Origin of the sequence: Vibrio hepatarius, assembly GCF_043642085.1 — a bacterium.
In the GTDB taxonomy this organism is placed as follows: domain Bacteria; phylum Pseudomonadota; class Gammaproteobacteria; order Enterobacterales; family Vibrionaceae; genus Vibrio; species Vibrio hepatarius_C.
On sequence record NZ_JBHZSA010000015.1, the window covers coordinates 51764 to 72336 of the forward strand.

Genomic DNA, 20573 nt, shown 5'->3' on the forward strand with positions numbered 1-20573 from the left:
GAGTGGGAAGGATGTAGTTATCAAAACAGTCACTAAGACTTACTTGAGCGTTTGCTATGGTTCTTCCTATACAATTTTTGTTTCCAAGCTTTCATCATGTTGTGTAGTACCTCGTGGCAAGTTAAATACTCTTGATAAGGTTTATTTATAGTAGTGGCTTTTTCCTTCTTAGACTCTTCTATGGGGTTTCTAATCACGCCCTTTTTTAGAGTGAAGAGGGTATCAATTAAAGCAATATTGACGTTGTGATATTGCGTTGCTGATACCGGTGGTGGCATGTGGGGAAGATACTCCAGCTTTGATTTGATGTAGTGATTCAACCAAATATTCTGTTGTTTGTTTCTGCTCTCTAGCCATGAATAGTCTGGTCGTATCTCTGTTGCGATGTACAACCACTTCTCCTTTAGAATATTCATTAGGCGCTCTTTGGCAGCCGCATTTGCTTTCCATTGATCAAAGAAATCATAAATGGCGATCAACGCCTCCGAACGATGCAGAGGGAGCTTGTTTACACCCACTCGTTGATACAGGTTTCGTTGTCCTTTATTCATGAATTCGAGGCATTCGCTAAGCCTAAATGTGTAGTTGAGGTCATGTTGGTTATCGTCAATGTTCATTTTGGTTGTCGTCATGAGCCTTAGCATTGACCAGACAAAATAGACGATCCTATCTTCATTTTTATCAATCCAATCAAAAGAGTTATTAGGCAGTAGGTGCTCCAATACGCACTTGTTCAGCTCATTAACTCTAAGCTCTTTCTGCTGTGAATCCAGATGTGTAATGAGAGCGCGATAAACCTTAAGTTGTAGCTCTTCCTTGTCTTGGCTTTCAACACTGAATGCAACATCAAAATGCGTTACAAGGTAAGAAAGGTAGAAGCGTAAATATCGACTATTTCCGGCTTTTATTAACCCCATATCTGTGAGTTTTTGCTGTATCGATAACACTTTATTATCACCTTATGTTGTGAGCTACTATCCTTGAGATAAATGTATAACAAAAATAGCTATATAGACTAATTAAAGTATCTATATTGTAGTAAAAAAGTTCTTTAAAATTTGTGGGGTGGTGTGAAAAAGCTATATATAGCAGTGCTGTTAGGTGATATTTTTGCTTCTTAGTAGAGGGTTAAGGAAGGTTATAACTTTCGAGTGGAAAAATAGAATGATTTAACGTTTTTTTGGAGTGAAAAATGCGAGGGGTAGGGTGATTAAAGTTACTTTAGTTGGTCCATGGGCGTGCTTGTGACATTGTGAGGGTAATGGCTAAAAGTTAGATTGTCGGTATTGGTAATATACTTAATCTTCTCACCATTAAAATTAACGTTACTCCCTGTGTGTATGAGAGAGACACGAATAGGGATAACAACACCATGAATGACAAGTACACATCTGAAGACAAGTTCAACAACTACGACCTACCTCAACCAACGAAACGAAAGCAACGATTCCTCTACCGCAAGTTTCACCTCTACAAGATTTCTCAATTGATAGAGAAAGCTTTGAAGTATCACTCTAGGCTATCCGTGTTTCGGATAGACCTACACTTACCCGAAGATTTCGATGATGCAGATTCGAAAGTCATTACTCGATTCTTCAAATCTCTAAATGCCAAACTGGCTGTGGATATCAAACGCAAAGAGAAAAGCTGGGGAAGGAGCTTAAGTAACAAGACCAGTTACGTATGGGCAAAAGAGAAGAATACCTCTGAGCAGTATCACTACCATGTGGCTATTTTCTTGAATAAAGACATTTATCATCGACTCGGTGACGTAGGTGCATCAGAAGGGTGTTTAGCTGCTCTAATGAAGCAAGCTTGGTGTAGTGCTATCAAACAGGATAAACCTGCACTAGTCCATTTCTGCAAGAATGGCGTGTACTACCTAAATCGTAACTCATCTGATGTTCAGAGTTCGAAGAATGAGTTATTCAAAAGAGTGTGCTATTTCGCTAAACCTTACTCAAAGGTTCACGAGGGAAACGCGAGAAACTTTGGCACTAGCTGTTAGTCAGCTAAAAAGTATCGGTAGTCACAGTCCCTGTGGGATGAACAACAGACCACAGAACTAGAATGCTTAATCATATCAGCGCTACTCATAGTCGTTCAGAGGCACCTAGTCACCAAACACATCTATAATCGCAGCATGAGTTTTGGTTGCAGTCATGACTCCTCTTAAAAAATACAGCGTGAGCAATTTCTATGTCATTCACAGATTCAGAGAAACTACTCATGTCAAACAACACTCACCTTCCTAACATTACCCATTCAAAAACGTTCAACGACTACCCAGTGTTTTTCAGTGACAAGGGGTTATATGAGTCAGCATTGACCTCGATGGTCGATGTCTTTGAATAGGCACTCAGTCAGTTTGAAGTCGCTCTCGCCACACGTTTGGATTTGTTCTTGCTAGAAGACCATCAAGATACCGACCTCAGTATCCTCAACGATTACTTTAATCTGCTTAAACAAAAGCTTGAGACGGATTCACTGTTCTATGTATGGCGCAAGCGAGAAGACAAGGTGCCGTCACACAACTATCGAGTGGTGCTGTTTACTGACTATAGCCAGCACTTTGGTCCCGCTATTTGTTGGGACAAGCGCAATGAATTGGTCGGGCACCTTAATACGGCTTGGCAAGAAGCTATAGAAAAGCACTACAGCGGCGAAGCGCGCTCATTGGTGTTTTTCAATGACCGAGGCAATTATGGCTTGGGGACACGCTGTAGGGAGCAGGATACGAACATCAAACGCACTGTCTTTCATCGCATGAGTAGTCTTGCTGAAGCATGGAAAGAAGTGCGTTACTTCTTTGGCTCTAGTGCAGAGTGAACGACTGCATTTTTTTACAGTGGCGGCTTATCACATGGGTATATACAAAATACAGGAGACAATTCCCATGAGATTTCTACGACTTAAAGACGTGATGTCACTAACAGGGTTAGGCCGTTCAACTATTTACAAGTTCATGGCTGATGAAACCGACTTTCCTAAAAGTGTACCACTCGGCGGACGGGCTGTAGCTTGGGTAGAAAGTGAAATCGAGGAATGGATGGAATCGCGTCTGAGCATGCGAGACAACACAGAATTCTTTCAGTAACACAAACATCAATCACACCATCAACGGGGCGCTGACTAAGCAAAGTCATGCGCCCTTTTTCAATGAGAGATAAAAAATGAGTTATTCAATTTACGTAGACGGCGCAGCCCCAAACAATCAACACGTTTGTACACGAGGTGGCATCGGGCTGGTGGTCATGGATGAAGACAATGAGATTGTGCATGAAGAGAGCATCACTATTGACCGCAAAACTAATAGTGCTGAGCTTGAGCTACTGGCCTTGGTTGAGGCGTTGGAGTACGCAGAAGATGGGGACGTTATTTACTCAGATAGTGCTTACTGTGTAAAAGGTTTCAACATCTGGATGGACGATTGGAAAGACCGAGGTTAGCGCCGTGCGGATAAGAAACCAGTTAAAAACCGCCAGCTTTGGCAACAAGTGGATGAGCTGAGTTCTAGGAAGTATGTCGAGGTATTTAAGGTCAAAGCACATTCGGGTATTGAAGGGAATGAAAGAGCTGACCTGTTGGCGGTTGAAGCAGCGGAAGCCGACTAATACAAGAATTTATAGTTTGGGCTAAGTTGGTTAATGATTAAGTCATTATCAATGGGTTTGGTTTCAGTGGGTGAAAATCACAATGTCTGCAATTGGTAGACCGAACTTATGGTTATAAATCCTGCAACTCCCGCTGGTTAGGTAGAATACATCCATTGAAAGTAGCGGATGGATTTAACTGTGGGTTATCGAGTGGTACGGTTAACCGAACTGATGACATATGAGTTCGGGCAAGTCGAAGGGGATATAAAAAAGCTAAATGAGCGATCTTTAGGCTCTGTACTGCCTCATGGAATGAGTTTCTCTCGTTTTGTGGAGAAGCTCAAAAGCGGTGAGTTAGCATTGCTGACAGACACTCCATCTAAGCCTGTGATGCTCCGAGATAGTATGAGCAAATCGTGGAGCTTGTCGGCTGAAGGACAAGAGGCGTTATCGCCAGAAGCGAAAAGTGCCTACCTTTCAAGAACGAAGATGTCTGTTGGTGCTGCGGGCAGTGCTGCGCCCACTCAAAGCGCCGCTGGTTATGCGCCTAACATTGAAGAGACCTATGTTCCTGAGCCCGTAAAACCTGATACCTTAGATGCACCACTAAAACTGCAATACGAATGTTGCTTTGAAGTGGCTTGTTCGGATGAGACGTTTAGAAAAAGCGTAGGGTGTGCGTTTCAACTGGGCAAGACTAAGCAAGAAGCCATGATTGGTCGCTGGCAGACGGAGCCCACAGAATACGGTACTAAATACATCGCTCATACTGCCTTTGATGAGCCGAAAAAATTGTTTGCTAAAGTGGCAGACAGCTCAATGGGTATTAGTGTGCCTGAAAGTGTGCAGGTCAAGCCGATAGGCTCAGGTCTAGTGAGGGAGGCTTTTATTCCAGTCATCCCATCAGTGCAGCTAGGGGAGCGTTTAGGACTGCCAACGGAAGGTTACTATTACCATTTTCATAACGACCGATTAGTTCAAGAATACAGGCTGCTTGGTGAGGGCAAGTGGGCGTTCTATGCTACATGCTCCACTCATGAACGATTGAATGACGAGCAGGGTTACAACGTCTACCAAAGTGCCATTCTGGTTTACTGGAAGCTCGAAGGCAAAGAGATTGATAACCAACATCTGATTTACTTAGAAAAGCAAATTACCCGAGAAGAACTTGATAGTCTTAATGAGGATTGGTTGGCGCAACATGGTATCAAACTTGATATCAACGAACTGCTTGCTACACCCAAACAGCCTGTCGTGGAAAGGCAAACCACTCAACCTGTGGAAACAGATAAAGCAGAGACCAAACCAGAGACGCATATCGTTGAGGCTGACTCTAAAACCAACCAACGGGAATCATGGGGAACCATTGCAGGGCAATATGGTTTGTCGGCGAAACAGTTACTTGATTTGAACCCGCAGTATGATGCTGACCCGATGAAATTGAAGGTTGGTGACCAATTAGTAGTAAGTAACAAGGCCGAGATTGAACAACAGACCGATTTAAAGTATGGGAAACCAAGTGTTGAAGTGAAGGAGTACAACAAGCCCTCAAACTCAATTTATGATTATTCAAGTTCTTACATCAAAGGCTCCACAGTCAAGTCGGTGAATTCTGAAGGTGTTGTTCATGATGATCTCACCATTGCTAGCTTAAAAGAACTTGAAGAGCAGATAGAGTTCCAACTTGGCTTTGTGAGGGTTGAAGAGTCTCTGGCCCTTAGTGATTATTGGGAACAAGCGCTAAGTGGTGTCTCTTCGAAAACGAAATCTCTGATCCAAGAACATAATCAACATCTGAATGACCCCCTAATTCCTGGAGAAATGGTTATCTTCCTAACTAAGGAAGCCTCTTCAGAAGAGGAAAAAGCCAAACTAAAGTCATTAAAAGATAATTCAGTGTTAGCGAGTGAAGAACTGGGTAAGTTGAGCCCCGACCAAATCGAGTTGCATCAAGCTTACTTTGAAGTAATAGAAAGTAAGCTGGTGGAGTATTGGAATACGGGTAAGCCGTCGGACTCATTCGCATATATGGGGGCTGTAGTTGGAACAATAGCTCCGGCAATGCAGAAGAATCTAGAAAATGTATCGTTATCACTTCAAAAGATGGATCGTCTATACCTTGATCTCTTGTCAAAAAAAATTGATAGGGCAAGTTTTGTTCGGCAGAGACAAGGTTTGAAGAAGATTCTCGATAAGCAATTGGATAAACTTACGCAACGGACACTGAAAATACCAGTAGACCAAGGCTTAAAGGCGAGTCTAGGGATAAATTCTACTAAGTCACTCATTCACAATGCCGATGAGATATTAAAGGAAGGTTCTGTTCCCGAGTTAGGGGGGCGGGTGGCAAATACTGCTAAGTGGGTTCGGTATGCTGAAAAGGCAGGAAAAATATCACTAGGATTTGGTGTAGCTAGTGCTCTGTATAACGTGTCGACAGAATGCAAGGATTTAAAAGGCTGTACCAAGCAAGTGACGGTTGAGTCTGGTGGTGTGATTGGTGGTTGGGCTGGTGGTATGGTTGGCGTTGCTATTGCAGGAACAGTAGTGGCAGCTTTAACCATCAGTTCTGCGCCAGTTATTATGGTTATCGTTGGTGCCTCAGCGCTTGGTGGAGGTATTGTCGGTGGTGGTGTAGGTAAAGATTTCGCTAAAAGAGCATATGATCTATCGCCGATGGAGGAACTTCTTGAAAAGTTTGAAAATAATGTTGACGAGCAAGCACAGGATAGGGTGAGTGAGTACATATTGAATTCAAGATTCAATAATTTTTCTGTAGAGCAGTCAATTAAAGGTTTTTGAACATGATAGATACGATAATTTCTAGCGCAGCAATGTTTTCACTTGTGTGGATGTTTGTCTATTTTTATCACTTGGCTGTATATGGTTTCGGCGACCGAAAGCACATAAACTTATTGGTAGATTGTTTAGCCAAAGATCCTGAAAAATTTAAAGACAAATACAGTTTGTCCTTAGGTGGGATTGGTGCAGGGGGAGTATTCACTCTGTTTATTCTTAGTTATCCTTTTGTACGCCATCGCCGAAGAAATAGGGCAGTTTCCTTCGACTTGTTCATGTGGTTAAATTGGTTGTTTTTTATTGTCGCTATTCTCGTTTATACGTTTGGGTAGATGACGCCAGCATGGCTTCGTGATTATGTTTGATTTCGTGATGTTGAGGTCTTTGATAGGGCTACTGTTTTTTACATGGGCTCTAGTCTATTTTTATCACCTTGTCGTCTATTCCTTAGGAGATAAAAAACATATCAATCAATTAGTAGACAACTTAGCGAAAGAGCCCGAAAGCTTTAAGAGTAAAAACTACATTGCTATGAATAGTATGGGGGCGGGTGGTCTATTCTCATACTTCTGCTTGGTTTATCCTCTCGTAAGACACCGACGAAGAGAAAAGAAGTGTTCTTCTGACGTTTTTATGTTTTTGAACTGGCTGTTTTTTATGACCACGTTTTACCTCTTTATTTTTGTATAAAGGATTAATATCGCTATCATTTCGGGTAGGGATAAACAATTTTTTTCAGATAACATATACCTTCAAACAGATTCGTTGAGACAAAAAAATGGGGAGCGTAATTGCTCCCCATTGTCATTTTAGCTTTGGCTGGTGGCACCACTGTTCTGTGATAGCTTCACAGCCTTCAGGGACGGTAATGGTCGATGCGTCCTTACCTGCCTCTTGTGCTGCTTTTACATCCATTTTGTATTGAGTACATTTTCCTACACTGACGTTGACGGCACCTGTTTCTATAGATGGGTTACCTCCTAGTGCTCCCCCTCCCTGAGCGAAAACAAAAGGCGTGATTATGGTTGCAAGTAGAACGAGAATGTTCGTTTTGGTGTGACTCATGGTGTTTCTCTTCTAGTGATTTTCAGATTAATCAGAGGTTGACTTGGTTTTAGGCTGGCACTGAGTGGCATCAGAAACTTGTCCGTTCAACTCGCCGCACACATCAGCAGTCCAGTGAAGCAATACGCCAGCAACGAGAGTGGATTGTGGGCCTTGTTTACCATTCCACTGCTTTTCTAAATAGTCCTTAGAGACGTTAGGTGCACCGCCGAGTGCAGCGGTGGCTATAGGTGAAGTAGTCATTGAGGCTGCGACTAGAGCTGCCAAAAGGAGTGGGTTTAGATTCATGGTCTTTCCTTATCAAGTAGAACTAGGGTTTATGAAATTTGAATTGCCGAAGGTTAGAAGGTGTAGACAAAGGTGCCAGCGTTTGACGTGACTTCGATTTCTTTCACGCTGTCTACGGTGCAGTTGTTACTGTATCCGGTATAGGTTTCACCGAATTTCAATGAAACGTTTCTAGAGAGCTCTGAGGCTGTGCCTGCGGGTAGACGGCAGTAGCCTCTGTTGATAACGATATTGCTTACTACTGTGCTGTCAGTGATAGCTTGAATATCAAAGACCAGTGTTCCCCAATGAGGGTTGGTGGATATAGATACTTCAACATCGGCGGTGACGGTTTGCGCAGCTTCTTGCTCGCTGCAAGCCGTAATACTGAATAGCAATAGGGCCATCATGATGGTTCGAATGAGGGTATTCATAGGTATCTCTCCGTAGTGGTGAGTTAAATTTGGGATGCACGGATTTCAGCGTGTTCACGCATGAACCGCTCTAGATTGAAATCAGTGGGATAGATAAAAGAAAACGTCGATACACTGGCCTCATCAATCAGAGGTAGGGCTAGGGTGCGTATCGTGGGTTGACCGGATAATCGAAAAAGCAGCAAGAGCGCGTCACATTGAACCGAGAGTCCCAGTGGTTCGATGAGCGCTTTCTCTTGCTGCAAAACTTGACTCGATATCTTGAGCATACGGTTGTTCAGTAATGCCGTGTGTACCGCATTCAATACTTGCCGCTGCTCATGACTCCACTCACGAATAGTGGGCAGTGCCACATGGACTTTGGCTAACCATGCTTGCTCTTTTAAATACTCTGAACCATTGTGGGGTAAGGGTTTGTCTCTCTCCGAGGAGTGACCTTGCCCATAGTTCAGTGCATCAGGAACCAGCGGCAGTAAGTACTTATTAGTCAACTGCCAATAGAGCATCTTCTGCTTGTTGAGCTTCAGTAATTGCTCTGAAGTTTTCCGATAAACATGAGGCATGCTCATCGAATCACACTCCACGTTAAACACCTCCACAATGACTTCATCGAGGTAGCGTTTAATGCTGCGCGTGGTGCGGTGGATATCGAGTTGGGCTAACTGTTGCTGCAACTCCCTAACGGTAATCCAACGATGTTGAGGAATAAGCATCAGCGTGTGCAGCAAAGCGGATAACCCTTCAATGCTGGTTTTATTGCTCATGACTACGCTCTCAATACATCATAGCTCCAAGACCGGAGGTGGACATTTAATGTCGGGAGAGTAGAGGTGAGTCAGACACATAATGTCCAACGGTGAAAACAGCATCAATCGGCTTCTCTAAAGTGTGAGCCGATTAACATTAACGAGGCTTATGCTTATCACTGAGCTCGGCAATCGCTGCCAATAATCCAATCAATAGTACGACCAGAAAACCTAACGTCGTCAGAGTTCCGATAGCGCCAAAGAAAGGAGAGAGGGTAAACAAGGTAATAAGAGCAGTGACAAGCTTAATGGTGTTAAGGAGAAGGGAAGTCATGAGCTATTGCGGTGTGACGGTTATCTCGTTGTAAGCATCCGTATCGACATAAGCAAGAAAGTTACACTCCCACAACTGATAGAGCTCTTTGGCATCACTGCTACCCTGCATTGGCAGCCAACCACGATAGGCCACAAAGAACTGTCCAACCCGAAAATCAAAATCTAAGTTGCGTTCTAGCTCTGGATAGTAATTCCCCATATAAGCAAAGTCAGTGATGTACTCAATGCTCCATTCTCCTATTGAGGTGTGGCAAATTGCAATCTCAATCGGATGGAAACCGCCTTCTTCCGCGCTGTATGTTTTATCGCGAAAGTTAAACACCAAATAACGGCTGGTGGCGAGAGTTTCATGGCCCAGTAAATGAGCGGTAAACAGCTTGCTAAGCAGTGTATGCAGTTTATTAGATACAGGTAGCGTGGATGCAGTAAAGGTTAAATGAGGCATAGTGATTCCTCCTTGTTTCAGGATTCAAATAAGAAATGAGAGATTAGGGTTTAGTGGAACGTACCGACCATCGTCAGTTGCACGTCATTGAAGACATTTTTGGACAGATGTCGAGCAAAGGCTTTCATCCAGACTGAAAGCAGCTCTTGGACTTCTGGGTGGGATAGATCAGTGCTCCCTACATCGGGTTGATAGCACCAGCGATTAGTAAGGTGAAAGTACAACTCAGGCTCCACAGTTGTGCTGTTGTCATCGGGATAAGAGAAGCTAGCAAAGAAGGCCACCAGCCAAGGGCTAGTGGCTGACTCGCGTTTAAACTGAACCTCTATCGGATGCAAACCTTGTCGATGTCGGTAGTAACTTATTTGGCGGCAGTTCAATACGAGTCGCTCAGCGCTCTCTGGGAGAGTGTAGCGATTAAGAAGTGCTTCTAATGACGCATGTAACGCATCATCAATTGAAAGCTCACCATAATGTTGTTCAATCATAACCACCCCCTTTCAGCAAATGAGGTGCATGTATCGCCTGTCACGATATGGTCAAGTACGCAAACATCCACCAGCGCGAGCGCGTCTTTGAGTCTTTCGGTTATGCGCCTATCGGCTTGAGACGGTGTTGAGTCACCGGATGGATGGTTATGCGCGAATATCACCGCAGCGGCATTCACTTCAAACACTGCTTTTACCACTTCACGTGGGTAGACGCTGGCCGCATCCACCGTTCCATGAAACAGCTCTTTAAACTCAATCAGTCGGTTTTGGTTATCCAGTAGAAGTAAAGCAAGCACTTCACGCTCATGGCTGCCTAGCTTACAGCGAACGTACTCTTTAGTGGCTTCAGGTTTGGTTAGGGCATCACCACGCACGTAGCGCGTAGCCAATATCTCTGCTGCATGCTCTAGGATTTCATTTTCCTGATAGCGTTGCTGCTTTTGGTAATCGGAAGTTTTTGGATTCATTTCAGGCTCCTGTCGGATTCAATGATGGGGTTTCACATTGATGACATATGTCTGAAGATCTTTGGATTGAGATGAATGTGAGAGTCTTTGATGGTAACTTACTTTAAATGCCTTTTTACATTGTTTGTATTGTACTGAAAGGCAATATAGTTCAGGGCTTTAAAATTGTCCCAATTCCTGAAAATAGTGATCAAGGTATATTTGGTTTTATTTAGGCTTAAAATATGAATACAAGAGAATTAACATCAGTTGAGTTAGAAAAAATAGAGGTTTTAAAAGGGCTAAGCATTGACTTTGAATTGCTCTATGTCACAGAAACAGGACTTCGAAAAAGCATCTTAGATGCAACTGCGCCAATCGTTCAGTTGTTAAAGAATAAACAGGTACATGATTTTGATGTTCAGTTATCTGGTACTGAGCATAAAGTTATGCTTACTTGTATTGTATTAAGCAATGGGGCTCGTGAAGAAACAAAGACTTCCCTATATAAGGCCACAGCCCGAGGGGATACTCGCTTTTGGCCGGGTAGGTTTAATCATTTTGCTTCTGACGGACAGATTTTTGCCATGTTTATTGAAAACAGCAATATCATATTGTTGAACTTATCAGATGAGTATCCACTTGATATGTCTGATGGTTCCGATTTTTCTGAAATCGTAAGCAGGATAAACATTGACTCCACTGAGCTTATTGGGACAGTAGGGGTAGGTGAAGATACTAAAGTTGAGAATGATGAAAGCAGTGAAAGTGAACTACCATCACGATTTGAAGTTTCTAGCTATGGTTGGGATAGTGATGTTGAAGGGCTTGTGAAGCGATTAAACCGTGGGGACATCAAACTGCCTGGCTTTCAACGAGGTTTCGTTTGGAGTTTAACTGAGCAGTCAAGGTTTATTGAGTCTCTAATTCTAGGGTTGCCTGTACCAAATATCTTTTTAGCTCAGGATCGTGACTCAAGAACGTTGAACATCATTGATGGGCAACAACGGTTAAAAACACTTCAAAGATATTTAGCCGGAAAGTTCTCGATCTCAAATAGTAAAAAAATTCATGAGGATTTGCGTGGATGTTACTTCAGTTCTGATGTTGCTAAATCTTCCAAGTCAAAAGTTTTAGATGATGCTGATATCAGAACACTAAGTGACTCTGTTCTTCACAGTATTGTCATTCGTCCTGACCCGTCAGCGGATAGCTCTACTTATGGCTATGAGTACAACAATGCTGTAATACAAATTTTTAGAAGGCTTAATACAAGCGGAAAACCGCTTCAACCTCAAGAAGTGAGGTCATGTATTTTTTACGGTTCTCTTGACAGCCTTTTACACGATTTGAATGAAACATCTAGTTGGAGAACGTTGTTTGGTCCCAAACATAGTCGTTACAAAGATGTAGAAACCATATTAAGGTTTGTGGCTCTTTATGAGGAGTATGATAATTATAAAGCTCCAATGCCTAGCTTTCTTGATAAGTATATGGAAAAAAACAGAAATATCCCTCAAGAAAAATTGCATGAGCTCAAGAATTTATTTGAACAAACAACAACCCTTCTAAGTAGTTTCGACTCGAAGTTATTTAAAACGGGAGGAACCTTTCTTCTCTCAAAATTTGATTCTGTCATGGTTGGGGTCGCAAAAGCTCTTAATCATGGTGTGACTCTGGATGAAGAAACTCTAGCTAAATGTTTAGAGCAGCTAGTGAATGATGAGGAATACAAAAAAGCAACAGACGAGTTTATCAATGATACAGAAAATGTGATTAGTAGGGTTGATATTGCAATGAAGATATTTATGGGAGAGTAGTATGTCGCGTCACTCTCGCCATAACAGCCATGATAAGTATAGAAGTAGGATTGATAGTTTACTCAAGTCATATGTTGCAGAAGATAGCAGCCCCGAAGCTCAGGCGCATAATGCGAAATATCTGGCCGTCTTGGTGTCTGGTTACTTGGAGCAAGCAATAAAAGAGTTGCTACTACAGTATGCGTCGAAAGGGGCTCGAAAACCGATATCTAGGTACGTAGAGGAAACTTGGCCAATTTCAAAAAATATGAATACTGAAAATATTAGAACGATTCTTGGTCAGTTTAACTCCAATTGGAGCGAGGACTTTCTTGAGTGGTTAAATGGGAAGGATGATAGAAAAAACGATATTAATTCGATAGTTAGTTGGAGGAACAGTATCGCACATGGGCAAGAGTTTAAAACAAATGGTGTTACTCTTGTTTCTGTCCGCAACGCCTTTTCTACTGTTAGTGAATTAGTATCGTTTATTGGCACTCTAACTGAGTCATAAAACAATAGGGGTATGGAGCACTTGCACTTTGGTGCAAGTGCTTATCTTTCCAATATTTGGGAAATAACGCTTCCCAGTTTAACTCCCAGCAATGGGGGGACGGCATTGCCCACTTGAGTGTATTGAGGGACTTCACTACGCCTCATAGTACCACCAGTAGTCACCTTTGAACGAAATTTAAAAGCATCAGGAAAGGATTGGATTCTAGCCATTTCTCTAACTGTTAGCGTTCTCAACTCGCTACTGTCATAATGGCAAGCATCGTCTGGTATAGATAAAGCAGCAGGAGCTGGTTGATGTTCGTCCAGTGCGCGCTGGCTTCGTTTTTTTGTCGGATGAGCTTTTAAGTAACTAGTAAAGCTTTCCTTTGAGTTAAAATTGACATACTTACCTTCCAAAGACACAAACTTGTGTTTTTTCAACTCTTCCCATACTGAATTACTTAAATGAGCTACTTCACCTTTTAGGATGCTAAAGACTTGCTTTCTCGCTTCTTGACTGCTCTTTTGAAGTACTTGATAAACTCGAAACCTTCTTTTTACCAGTTCACTGTTCTTTCTTGGTATGTGGTTATATGTCGCTCCAGCCTTACCTAAAACGCTCTCAAATTTTTCATTTAGCTGTTGGACATAAGGTGATTTCTTACCTTTTTTCGTAAGGCATAGGTCATGAATAGCCATTTTAACTGATACTTCTTTATCGCTAACAAGAGGTGCAAGAAAAGAATTTCGAAACAACTCTAAATCTTTACTGATGTTAACGTCGTAACAGCGATAGTCTTTTATATCGACAGTTTTGCCCGCTTGAGTATTCTCAAATAAATCTAAGCACGGACTTAATAGCTTTATTTCGTGTTCGTTAAAGGAGTGCGATATGTTTGATAGAATATCCTTTCTTATTGCAAGCATTATAAAGCGAGGTCTATTCTGAGGGACTCCAGCTAATCGAGCATTGACATGCAGACACAATGGTATATAGCCTTGCTCTGCGAACGCCTTAGCTACTTCGAACCAAGCATAGTATTTTATACCGTCCTCGTTAAAGGGCCGGAGTATACCCGATACATTTTCGAGGATTACTAGCTTAGGCTCCACCATACCAACAAATTTTGCGAATTCCCAAGGTAATAGGTTTTTATCACATTCTTTTTTTCTCAAGCCAGCCAAACTGAAACTCTGACAAGGTGGACCTCCAGAAACAAGATCTATACCGTCACTTCCGAACCCACTTTTTATCTCGGTTAGAAGTTGAGGCTTAGCCTCTAAAAGTTGGTTTAGATGTATGATGTTCCCTACTAAAAGGCTTCCATGCAGTTTTTGGTAGTCATTGGTGATATCTGTAACCCCTTTTTCTACGGTTGGATATTCGAAGGGGTTTTCTCTTAGTCGGTTAGTCAAGTCTACATACTGGCTACTGAGCCAATATACTTTTTTGCTTTTTTTGTCTTTTTCCGCAAGTGCACCTAAATCTTCGTTTAGCAAATTATATGCAAACGTTTCGGCTGCCATTGGGGATAACTCATTAGCGAACGTAAGCTCAAAGCCAGCTTTAGCTAGGCCTAAAGATAACCCACCACACCCTGAAAACAGCTCAATATGATTCAAATTAATACTCACTTAAATAATTAACAGACTAGGATACTAAAATATTTGTTGTTTAAGATCCAGGATATTTTGAAGACTATACGGAATTCGTGTTTAGCCTATCCGTACCCTGAGCCGTACCCAGTATGTTTTTTCTAGAATTGAAAGTCGTTAAAGTTCTTATTTTATGAGCTCTAGCAACACGCCCGCTTCCATATGGTGGGTGTAAGGGAACTGATCAAACAGAGCAAATCGCGTTACGTTATGTGTTTCGCACAGCACATCTAAGTTCTCTTTCAGTGTTTCTGGGTTACAAGAGATGTACATAATGCGCTCGTAACCTTGAACCATCTTACAAGTATCGATATCCATACCCGCACGTGGTGGATCAACGAAAATGGTATTGCAGTTGTAGCTCTTAAGATCGACACCAGCATCCTGTAGACGACGGAACTCACGTTTACCTTCGATAGCTTCGGTAAACTCTTCTGCCGAAAGACGTAGGATCTGTACGTTATCAATCTTGTTCGCCGCGATATTGTATTGCGCTGAAACGACAGAAGGCTTCGCTAGCTCTGTCGCAAGTACGCGGTCAAAGTTTTGTGCCAGTGCCAGTGAGAAGTTACCGTTACCACAGTACAGCTCTAACAGATCGCCCGTACTTTCTTGAGTACAATCAACCGCCCACTCAAGCATCTTTTCAGCAACCTTACCATTTGGTTGAGTAAAGCTGTTTTCCACTTGTTGGTAGATGTATGGCTTACCGTTTACATCGAGCTTCTCGATCACGTAGTCACGATCTAACACAATCTTCATCTTACGTGCGCGGCCAATGATATTGAGGTTAAAGCCTTCATCGTTTAGGCGCTGTTTAAGTGCCTTAGCATTTTCCGTCCACTCATCATCAAGCTGACGATGATAAAGCAGTGACACTAAGATCTCGCCACTTAGCGTTGAAAGGAAATCGACTTGGAACAATTTACGACGCAGTGAATCATTGTCTTTCATTGCATCAACCAGCAGTGGCATTAGGTCGTTGATAAGACGGCTTGCTGCTGGGAACTGGTCTACACGGTATTTTTCACGCGTCTCTTGGTTAAACATTATGTAGTAAAGGTCTTCACCTTCATGCCAAACGCGAAACTCTGCGCGCATACGGTAGTGCTGCTCAGGAGATTCAAATACTTCCAACTCAGGTACTTTGTAAGATGCGAACATTTCATTAAGACGATCGACTTTGTCAGCCAACTGTTCTTGGTAGGTTTGCGGGTTTACATCAAGAGTCGCCATGATTATTACCTTTGGTTTGGTACCTGTGGAAGGTGTATTTAGTTTAAGAGCGCAGATTTTATTCAATCTCAGCGCTATGTCCAGTATTGTCCGGTCATGTGTTAAAGATAGTGTGTAAAGAGGCAGTTGTGAGCACTATGAATTGTCTCTAAATGATATAAATCGACAATATTGGCTAGACAAACAACTAATAGCTTAATAACATCGTCGCCAAGCTGGTGCTGTCTAGAAGTATAGATGGCTGAAAGGGAATCTGGTGTAAATCCAGAACTGACGCGCAGCGGTAAAAGAGAACGAAAGCTCAATAGGACACTGCATATAGATTTATGTGGGAAGTCGAGTGATTAGGTGGTCAATCCAAGCTCTTAAGTCCGAAGACCTGCCAGCAGCTGAGCAAACACACTGGAAGCAAGACGCTCCATGCTCAGTAGGACTTACGCGAACTAGGATTATAAAAATGAACCGATCTATTTTAGCGATGACAGTGGCATCGCTACTTTCACACGCCTCTTATTCTTATGCCCAAGATGTCTCCGCGGATGAGACGATGGTAGTCACAGCGAACCGTTTTGAGCAAAGTATCAAAGATGTTATTTCTCCGATTACTATCGTTACCAAAGAAGAGCTAGAACTGTCGCAGGTAAAATCACTGCCAGAAGCGTTACGCTCATTACCGGGTGTACAAGTTAACAGCGTCGGTTTTGGTCAGTACTCCAGTGTCTATGTGCGCGGTAGTTCTTCTCGTCACCTACTTGTTCTAATTAACGGTGTTCGTATTGGTAGTTCAACAGCGGGTGAAGCGAACTTTAGCCAAATTCCGTTAACGGGTGTGGAGCGTATTGAGTTTATTCGTGGTGCACGAGCAGCTCTTTATGGATCTGATGCTATCTCTGGTGTTATTAACATCGTGACTAATTACCAAGGTGAGAACATTACCGAGGTAACAGGTGGGATGGGAAGTCATGGCTACTACGAAGCGGGCGTTAATGCAGCGGGTGACCTCAACGAAAGCACTTGGGGCAAAGTAAGTGTCTCTGTTAATGGTGATAGTGGCGCTGTATCTGCACGCACCTCGACAGATACGACACCTTTTGAAGATGATAAAGATGGCTATGATAAAGCGAGTGTTGTTGCTGAGATTGGCCATCAAGTGAATGATGCTCTTCAACTTAGCCTTCAAGGTTATTACCACAAAGGTAACTCTGAATACGACAAGACGAACTTTGATTTTGGTTCGTTTACCAACGTGATTCAGCCTAATGCAGAATCAGAAAGTACACTTTATAATTTTGCTGGTAAGGCTAAGTACCTAAATGGAAATTACTTTTCTGAACTTACTCTAGCAGTTAATGCTGATAAAGGCCTGGATAGTAACGATTTGCAAGACGACTCTCGCTTTGAAAGTGAGAGAAACGTTGCTACCTGGCTACATAGCTACCAGCTAACTAATGATTTCACGCTCGCTGGTGGCTTAGAGTGGAATGAAGAGAAGGTTTCTACAACAGAAGGAACCTACATCCAAGAATCTCGTGACAATAAAGCTGCCTTCTTAACTGCGAATTATGTTGTAGATCAATTTGCGACGGAAGCTAGCGTACGTACCGATGACAACGAAAGTTACGGCCGCAGTAATACATGGCAATTAGGCGCTGCATATAACCTATTCGATGAAATTAAAGCCACAGCTAACGTTGGTACTGGATTTAAAGCCCCAACATTTAACGACCTTTACTACCCGGACGCAGGCAACCCCAACCTGCAACCTGAAGAAAGCTTTGGCTATGAGCTTGGCTTCCATGGTTACCATGACTCTGTTGAATGGCAAGTGACGGGCTATAAATCTGAAATTGATCAGCTGATCGCATGGGCTCCTGTTGACCCGAACAATCCGGCAGGCGATTGGATCCCTTCAAATGTGAATAAAGCAGAAATGGATGGTATTGAATCGTCGATTACCTTCTATCTAGATAATGTATCAAACACGTTTGGCTACGATTATGTTGATGCGACTGATTCATCTACGGGTAAACAGCTAATCCGTCGCTCTAAGCATGTAGCGCGTTGGAACTTAGGATATCAGTTAAATGCGTGGCAGCTAGATGCGACTGCGGTTTACCGTGGAAAGAGTTATGAAGATGCTGATAATACGAATGAGTTAGAAGCTTTCACTTTAGTTGATTTTGCAGCGAGCTATACATTCAGCGACCAGTTGACTGTTCGAGGCCGAATCCACAATGCTTTCGATGAAGAGTACACAACACAAGAAACTTATAACACGATGGGGCGTTCATATTACCTGAATGCTACATACGCATTTTAAAGTATCAAACCGCCTTCGGGCGGTTTTTTCTTATCAATAAAACAACAGTATGAAAAAGAACGTCATTATTAGCTGGTCGAGCGGCAAGGATTCGACTCTCACTCTCGAAAGATTGATGGACAGCGAGCAATACCAAGTGGTTGGCCTTTATACCACCTATGTAGAAGACGAAGTGCCTTTCCAAGCGACGCCGATATCAGTCGTCGATATGCAAGCTGAGTTATTGGGGCTTCCTCTGATTAAAATCGCGCTGCCCGCAGTGTTTCCATCCAATGAGGTGTATCAATCAACCATCATCAATGCATTAAAAGCTAGCAACCTTAATATTGATGCTGTTGCGTTTGGCGATATGTTTTGTAATGGTATCGAGGCATACCGCCGCAGTTACATTGAGCCAGCAGGCTGGGAGTGTGTCTTTCCTCTATTAGGCGAAAGCAGTCGCGAGCTGGCCGAAGAGATTATTGAACGAGGTATTACAACGCTGGTGGTCACAACGGATGGAACGCAACTGGATTCAAGTTATTGCGGTCAGTGGTATACACAAGAGTTTATCGACGGCTTACCTTCAAAAGCTGATCCCTGCGGAGAAGATGGAGAGTTTCATACTTTAGTGACTCAAACGCGTAGCTATTTTGGCCGTCTAGAACTTGAGTTAATTGGCGTAGAGCATGGCGAACGTTTCAGCCATCAACGCTATCAAGCGAAGAGATTGCCAAATATCGAGCAGTGAGTATCATTGCAGGGTCGAAAGTAAATGAGTGACTCAAGTGTCCAAGCAACAAGCAAAAATCTTAATCTTTGATTCTGGGGTTGGCGGTCTATCAGTCTATCAAGAAATTCAAAGCAAGCTGCCTCAACTTGAGTACCTCTATATCTTTGACAATGAAGCCTACCCGTATGGGGAATTGGACCATGATACCTTGATCGACCGGGTTGATAGACTGGTTACTTCATTAGTCGCTAAGCATCAGATCGATCTCGTTGTCATCGCCTGCAATACGGCAAGCACCATTGTTCTTCCAACACTACGCGCAAAACTGACTATTCCTGTGGTTGGCGTTGTTCCGGCTATCAAGCCAGCATCGAACTTAGCCAACAAAGCAGTGGGTCTGATCGCGACTCCGGCGACTGTAACACGTCCGTATACCCATGACCTGATCCGAGACTTCTCACAAAGCAAACCTGTAGAGCTATTAGGTTCAACTCGCTTAGTCGATATCGCAGAAGAGAAGCTGAGAGGAAAGGCGGTTGATTTGGCCGAGTTAAAACAAATACTAGCAGCAATAGCAAACAAAGTAGATGTTGCGGTACTAGGCTGTACTCATTTCCCGTTAATCAAGCAAGAGATCCAGTCAGTACTGACTGAACGTGTTTTATTGGTAGACTCTGGGGAAGCGATAGCAAGAAGAGTTGAAGATTTACTTGAGACGACGGGCGAGAAAGAAATGCGTGGAAAGCGAGAGATTTTCTCAACAGCTCCCCCTTGGGAAGAGGGAGCGTTAAATAAGGCATTACACCAGCTCGGCTTTAGTCCTGTTCAACATTATCCGATTGCGATTTAGGGTCGTTGGCGATACGTACCTTTAAAGTGCGTTGCATGTAGTCTTTTTCATTTAAAGCATCGATAGCGGTTTGAGCATCAGTTGCTGCCATTACCACAAATCCAAAGCCTCTTCTTTTACCTGTGCGTTTATCTTTCATTAAGCGCACTGCAAAGACTTCACCATGCTTAGCAAACAACTCTTTTACATGTGACTCGTTTGCCTTGTATGGAAGATTGCCTACATACAATGTTTTAGTGGATGGATCGTTAGGTTGTTCCTGCTCAATAGTGGTGTTCGAAAGTTTAAGAATAAAAGCGGAAGCAAAAACACCCAGAACAAAGCTTAATGCAGGCGACACGGCAACCTGCGAAAAGATGATTCCACCTAATACAGCTAAGGCGACAATCATTAAGGTCGATTTGTTTGAACTCATATTAGAATACAACTTTTAGGTTTGAAGAAAAATTAGGTCTACTGTTAACAAAATAGACACAGGGATCTTACGTATATGGTTGTTGTTTTTCCAACGTATTGATGTGACATGACTCAAATGTTGAAATTTTATTCTATTTTTAATGATTTGATTTCTTTTTGAGCAAACGGAAATTAATTTCAAAAAAACACTTGTCATCCTCTCAGACCTCCCTATAATGCCGCCTCATCGACACGGAGTGAGACGAACATCACACGCCGAGTTGAAAAGAGAGAAAAGAAAGTTTGAAAAAATGCTTGACTCTCAGAATGGGAAGCGTAAGATACGCACCCCTAGCAACGTGGCGCTGAGCGCGACGGAAGTTAGAAAAAGCTCTTTAAAAATATAGACCTATCAATCTGTGTGGGCACTCGTTGATGATAATCCAATTAGAAATTTCTCTTAATAAAGAGCGGTTTCAAATTA

20 protein-coding genes, 2 pseudogenes and 1 riboswitch are annotated in these 20573 nt (G+C 42.7%); of the genes and pseudogenes, 10 read left to right on the forward strand and 12 right to left on the reverse strand.

Annotated elements, in window-relative coordinates:
- Positions 1-32: 32 nt before the first annotated feature.
- The gene (locus ACHUFZ_RS19290) at positions 33-947 is read right to left on the reverse strand and encodes a hypothetical protein (protein WP_394128410.1); all 915 of its coding nucleotides are present in this window, start codon (positions 945-947) and stop codon (positions 33-35) included.
- A 425-nt stretch (positions 948-1372) separates the two neighbouring features.
- Between ACHUFZ_RS19290 and ACHUFZ_RS19295 the strand changes: the two genes are divergently transcribed.
- The 5 genes and pseudogenes from ACHUFZ_RS19295 to ACHUFZ_RS19315 all read left to right on the forward strand — a co-directional run bounded on the left by ACHUFZ_RS19295 (position 1373) and on the right by ACHUFZ_RS19315 (position 6398).
- Positions 1373-2008, forward strand: coding sequence for an inovirus Gp2 family protein (locus tag ACHUFZ_RS19295; protein WP_394128411.1), 636 nt, complete (start codon positions 1373-1375; stop codon positions 2006-2008).
- A 221-nt stretch (positions 2009-2229) separates the two neighbouring features.
- Positions 2230-2829 (forward strand): annotated as a pseudogene (locus ACHUFZ_RS19300) (YagK/YfjJ domain-containing protein).
- Between the two features lie 67 nt (positions 2830-2896).
- Positions 2897-3097 carry an AlpA family transcriptional regulator gene (locus ACHUFZ_RS19305; protein WP_394128412.1) on the forward strand — a complete coding sequence of 67 codons (201 nt, stop codon included), beginning with the start codon at positions 2897-2899 and terminating at the stop codon, positions 3095-3097.
- Between the two features lie 76 nt (positions 3098-3173).
- Positions 3174-3614, forward strand: a pseudogene (locus ACHUFZ_RS19310) (RNase H family protein).
- 168 nt (positions 3615-3782) lie between these two features.
- Positions 3783-6398 carry a LysM peptidoglycan-binding domain-containing protein gene (locus ACHUFZ_RS19315; protein ID WP_394128413.1) on the forward strand — a complete coding sequence of 872 codons (2616 nt, stop codon included), beginning with the start codon at positions 3783-3785 and terminating at the stop codon, positions 6396-6398.
- An 801-nt stretch (positions 6399-7199) separates the two neighbouring features.
- Here ACHUFZ_RS19315 and ACHUFZ_RS19320 read toward each other — a convergent pair.
- From ACHUFZ_RS19320 to radC, 8 genes are all read right to left on the reverse strand, one after another.
- Positions 7200-7460, reverse strand: a complete 261-nt coding sequence (locus tag ACHUFZ_RS19320; protein ID WP_394128414.1) for a hypothetical protein — start codon at positions 7458-7460, stop codon at positions 7200-7202.
- Positions 7461-7487: 27 nt separating this feature from the next.
- Positions 7488-7748 (reverse strand): hypothetical protein, encoded by a 261-nt coding sequence (locus tag ACHUFZ_RS19325; RefSeq protein WP_394128415.1) that lies wholly within the window; start codon positions 7746-7748, stop codon positions 7488-7490.
- A gap of 53 nt (positions 7749-7801) precedes the next feature.
- A complete protein-coding gene (locus ACHUFZ_RS19330) occupies positions 7802-8161 on the reverse strand; it encodes a hypothetical protein (protein WP_394128416.1) in 360 nt (119 codons plus the stop codon).
- 23 nt (positions 8162-8184) lie between these two features.
- Complete coding sequence (locus ACHUFZ_RS19335) at positions 8185-8925, reverse strand: transcriptional regulator (RefSeq protein ID WP_394128417.1); 741 nt, start codon at positions 8923-8925, stop codon at positions 8185-8187.
- Between the two features lie 139 nt (positions 8926-9064).
- The gene (locus ACHUFZ_RS19340; RefSeq protein WP_021704613.1) at positions 9065-9241 is read right to left on the reverse strand and encodes a hypothetical protein; all 177 of its coding nucleotides are present in this window, start codon (positions 9239-9241) and stop codon (positions 9065-9067) included.
- A gap of 3 nt (positions 9242-9244) precedes the next feature.
- On the reverse strand, positions 9245-9688 hold the full coding sequence (locus tag ACHUFZ_RS19345; RefSeq protein WP_394128418.1) for a DUF2787 domain-containing protein: 444 nt from the start codon (positions 9686-9688) through the stop codon (positions 9245-9247).
- Between the two features lie 50 nt (positions 9689-9738).
- A complete protein-coding gene (locus ACHUFZ_RS19350) occupies positions 9739-10176 on the reverse strand; it encodes a DUF2787 domain-containing protein (protein WP_394128419.1) in 438 nt (145 codons plus the stop codon).
- Positions 10173-10646, reverse strand: a complete 474-nt coding sequence (gene radC, locus ACHUFZ_RS19355; protein ID WP_394128420.1) for a RadC family protein — start codon at positions 10644-10646, stop codon at positions 10173-10175. Before radC ends, ACHUFZ_RS19350 begins: the two co-directional genes overlap by 4 nt.
- Before the next feature lie 224 nt (positions 10647-10870).
- Between radC and ACHUFZ_RS19360 the strand changes: the two genes are divergently transcribed.
- Positions 10871-12445 carry a DUF262 domain-containing protein gene (locus tag ACHUFZ_RS19360; RefSeq protein ID WP_394128421.1) on the forward strand — a complete coding sequence of 525 codons (1575 nt, stop codon included), beginning with the start codon at positions 10871-10873 and terminating at the stop codon, positions 12443-12445.
- 1 nt (position 12446) lies between these two features.
- Positions 12447-12938, forward strand: coding sequence for a HEPN domain-containing protein (locus tag ACHUFZ_RS19365; protein ID WP_394128422.1), 492 nt, complete (start codon positions 12447-12449; stop codon positions 12936-12938).
- Between the two features lie 41 nt (positions 12939-12979).
- Here ACHUFZ_RS19365 and ACHUFZ_RS19370 read toward each other — a convergent pair whose 3' ends face one another.
- Positions 12980-14542 carry a DNA cytosine methyltransferase gene (locus tag ACHUFZ_RS19370; protein ID WP_394128423.1) on the reverse strand — a complete coding sequence of 521 codons (1563 nt, stop codon included), beginning with the start codon at positions 14540-14542 and terminating at the stop codon, positions 12980-12982.
- Between the two features lie 159 nt (positions 14543-14701).
- Positions 14702-15811 carry a tRNA (uridine(54)-C5)-methyltransferase TrmA gene (gene trmA / locus ACHUFZ_RS19375; RefSeq protein WP_394128424.1) on the reverse strand — a complete coding sequence of 370 codons (1110 nt, stop codon included), beginning with the start codon at positions 15809-15811 and terminating at the stop codon, positions 14702-14704.
- 199 nt (positions 15812-16010) lie between these two features.
- A riboswitch (cobalamin riboswitch) is annotated at positions 16011-16212 on the forward strand.
- A 56-nt stretch (positions 16213-16268) separates the two neighbouring features.
- Between trmA and ACHUFZ_RS19380 the strand changes: the two genes are divergently transcribed.
- The 3 genes from ACHUFZ_RS19380 to murI are packed head-to-tail and all read left to right on the forward strand — an operon-like array spanning position 16269 to position 19693.
- Entirely contained in the window at positions 16269-18131 is a 1863-nt protein-coding gene (locus tag ACHUFZ_RS19380) for a TonB-dependent receptor domain-containing protein (RefSeq protein WP_394128425.1), read from the forward strand.
- A gap of 49 nt (positions 18132-18180) precedes the next feature.
- Positions 18181-18861, forward strand: coding sequence for a Dph6-related ATP pyrophosphatase (locus ACHUFZ_RS19385; RefSeq protein WP_394128426.1), 681 nt, complete (start codon positions 18181-18183; stop codon positions 18859-18861).
- 28 nt (positions 18862-18889) lie between these two features.
- Positions 18890-19693, forward strand: coding sequence for a glutamate racemase (gene murI, locus ACHUFZ_RS19390; RefSeq protein WP_394128427.1), 804 nt, complete (start codon positions 18890-18892; stop codon positions 19691-19693).
- Here the strand turns inward: murI and ACHUFZ_RS19395 are convergent.
- Entirely contained in the window at positions 19659-20108 is a 450-nt protein-coding gene (locus ACHUFZ_RS19395; protein WP_394128428.1) for an RNA recognition motif domain-containing protein, read from the reverse strand. The two genes, murI and ACHUFZ_RS19395, sit on opposite strands and share 35 nt — an antisense overlap.
- Positions 20109-20573 lie beyond the last annotated feature (465 nt).

Excerpts from the sequence above, each read along its gene's own strand:
- ACHUFZ_RS19295 (WP_394128411.1), top strand. The coding sequence starts at position 1,373 with ATGAATGACAAGTACACATCTGAAGACAAGTTCAACAACTACGACCTA.
- ACHUFZ_RS19305 (WP_394128412.1), top strand. The coding sequence starts at position 2,897 with ATGAGATTTCTACGACTTAAAGACGTGATGTCACTAACAGGGTTAGGC.
- ACHUFZ_RS19315 (WP_394128413.1), top strand. The coding sequence starts at position 3,783 with ATGGATTTAACTGTGGGTTATCGAGTGGTACGGTTAACCGAACTGATG.
- ACHUFZ_RS19320 (WP_394128414.1), bottom strand. The coding sequence starts at position 7,460 with ATGAGTCACACCAAAACGAACATTCTCGTTCTACTTGCAACCATAATC.
- ACHUFZ_RS19325 (WP_394128415.1), bottom strand. The coding sequence starts at position 7,748 with ATGAATCTAAACCCACTCCTTTTGGCAGCTCTAGTCGCAGCCTCAATG.
- ACHUFZ_RS19330 (WP_394128416.1), bottom strand. The coding sequence starts at position 8,161 with ATGAATACCCTCATTCGAACCATCATGATGGCCCTATTGCTATTCAGT.
- ACHUFZ_RS19335 (WP_394128417.1), bottom strand. The coding sequence starts at position 8,925 with ATGAGCAATAAAACCAGCATTGAAGGGTTATCCGCTTTGCTGCACACG.
- ACHUFZ_RS19340 (WP_021704613.1), bottom strand. The coding sequence starts at position 9,241 with ATGACTTCCCTTCTCCTTAACACCATTAAGCTTGTCACTGCTCTTATT.
- ACHUFZ_RS19345 (WP_394128418.1), bottom strand. The coding sequence starts at position 9,688 with ATGCCTCATTTAACCTTTACTGCATCCACGCTACCTGTATCTAATAAA.
- ACHUFZ_RS19350 (WP_394128419.1), bottom strand. The coding sequence starts at position 10,176 with ATGATTGAACAACATTATGGTGAGCTTTCAATTGATGATGCGTTACAT.
- radC (WP_394128420.1), bottom strand. The coding sequence starts at position 10,646 with ATGAATCCAAAAACTTCCGATTACCAAAAGCAGCAACGCTATCAGGAA.
- ACHUFZ_RS19360 (WP_394128421.1), top strand. The coding sequence starts at position 10,871 with ATGAATACAAGAGAATTAACATCAGTTGAGTTAGAAAAAATAGAGGTT.
- ACHUFZ_RS19365 (WP_394128422.1), top strand. The coding sequence starts at position 12,447 with ATGTCGCGTCACTCTCGCCATAACAGCCATGATAAGTATAGAAGTAGG.
- trmA (WP_394128424.1), bottom strand. The coding sequence starts at position 15,811 with ATGGCGACTCTTGATGTAAACCCGCAAACCTACCAAGAACAGTTGGCT.
- ACHUFZ_RS19380 (WP_394128425.1), top strand. The coding sequence starts at position 16,269 with ATGAACCGATCTATTTTAGCGATGACAGTGGCATCGCTACTTTCACAC.
- ACHUFZ_RS19385 (WP_394128426.1), top strand. The coding sequence starts at position 18,181 with ATGAAAAAGAACGTCATTATTAGCTGGTCGAGCGGCAAGGATTCGACT.
- ACHUFZ_RS19395 (WP_394128428.1), bottom strand. The coding sequence starts at position 20,108 with ATGAGTTCAAACAAATCGACCTTAATGATTGTCGCCTTAGCTGTATTA.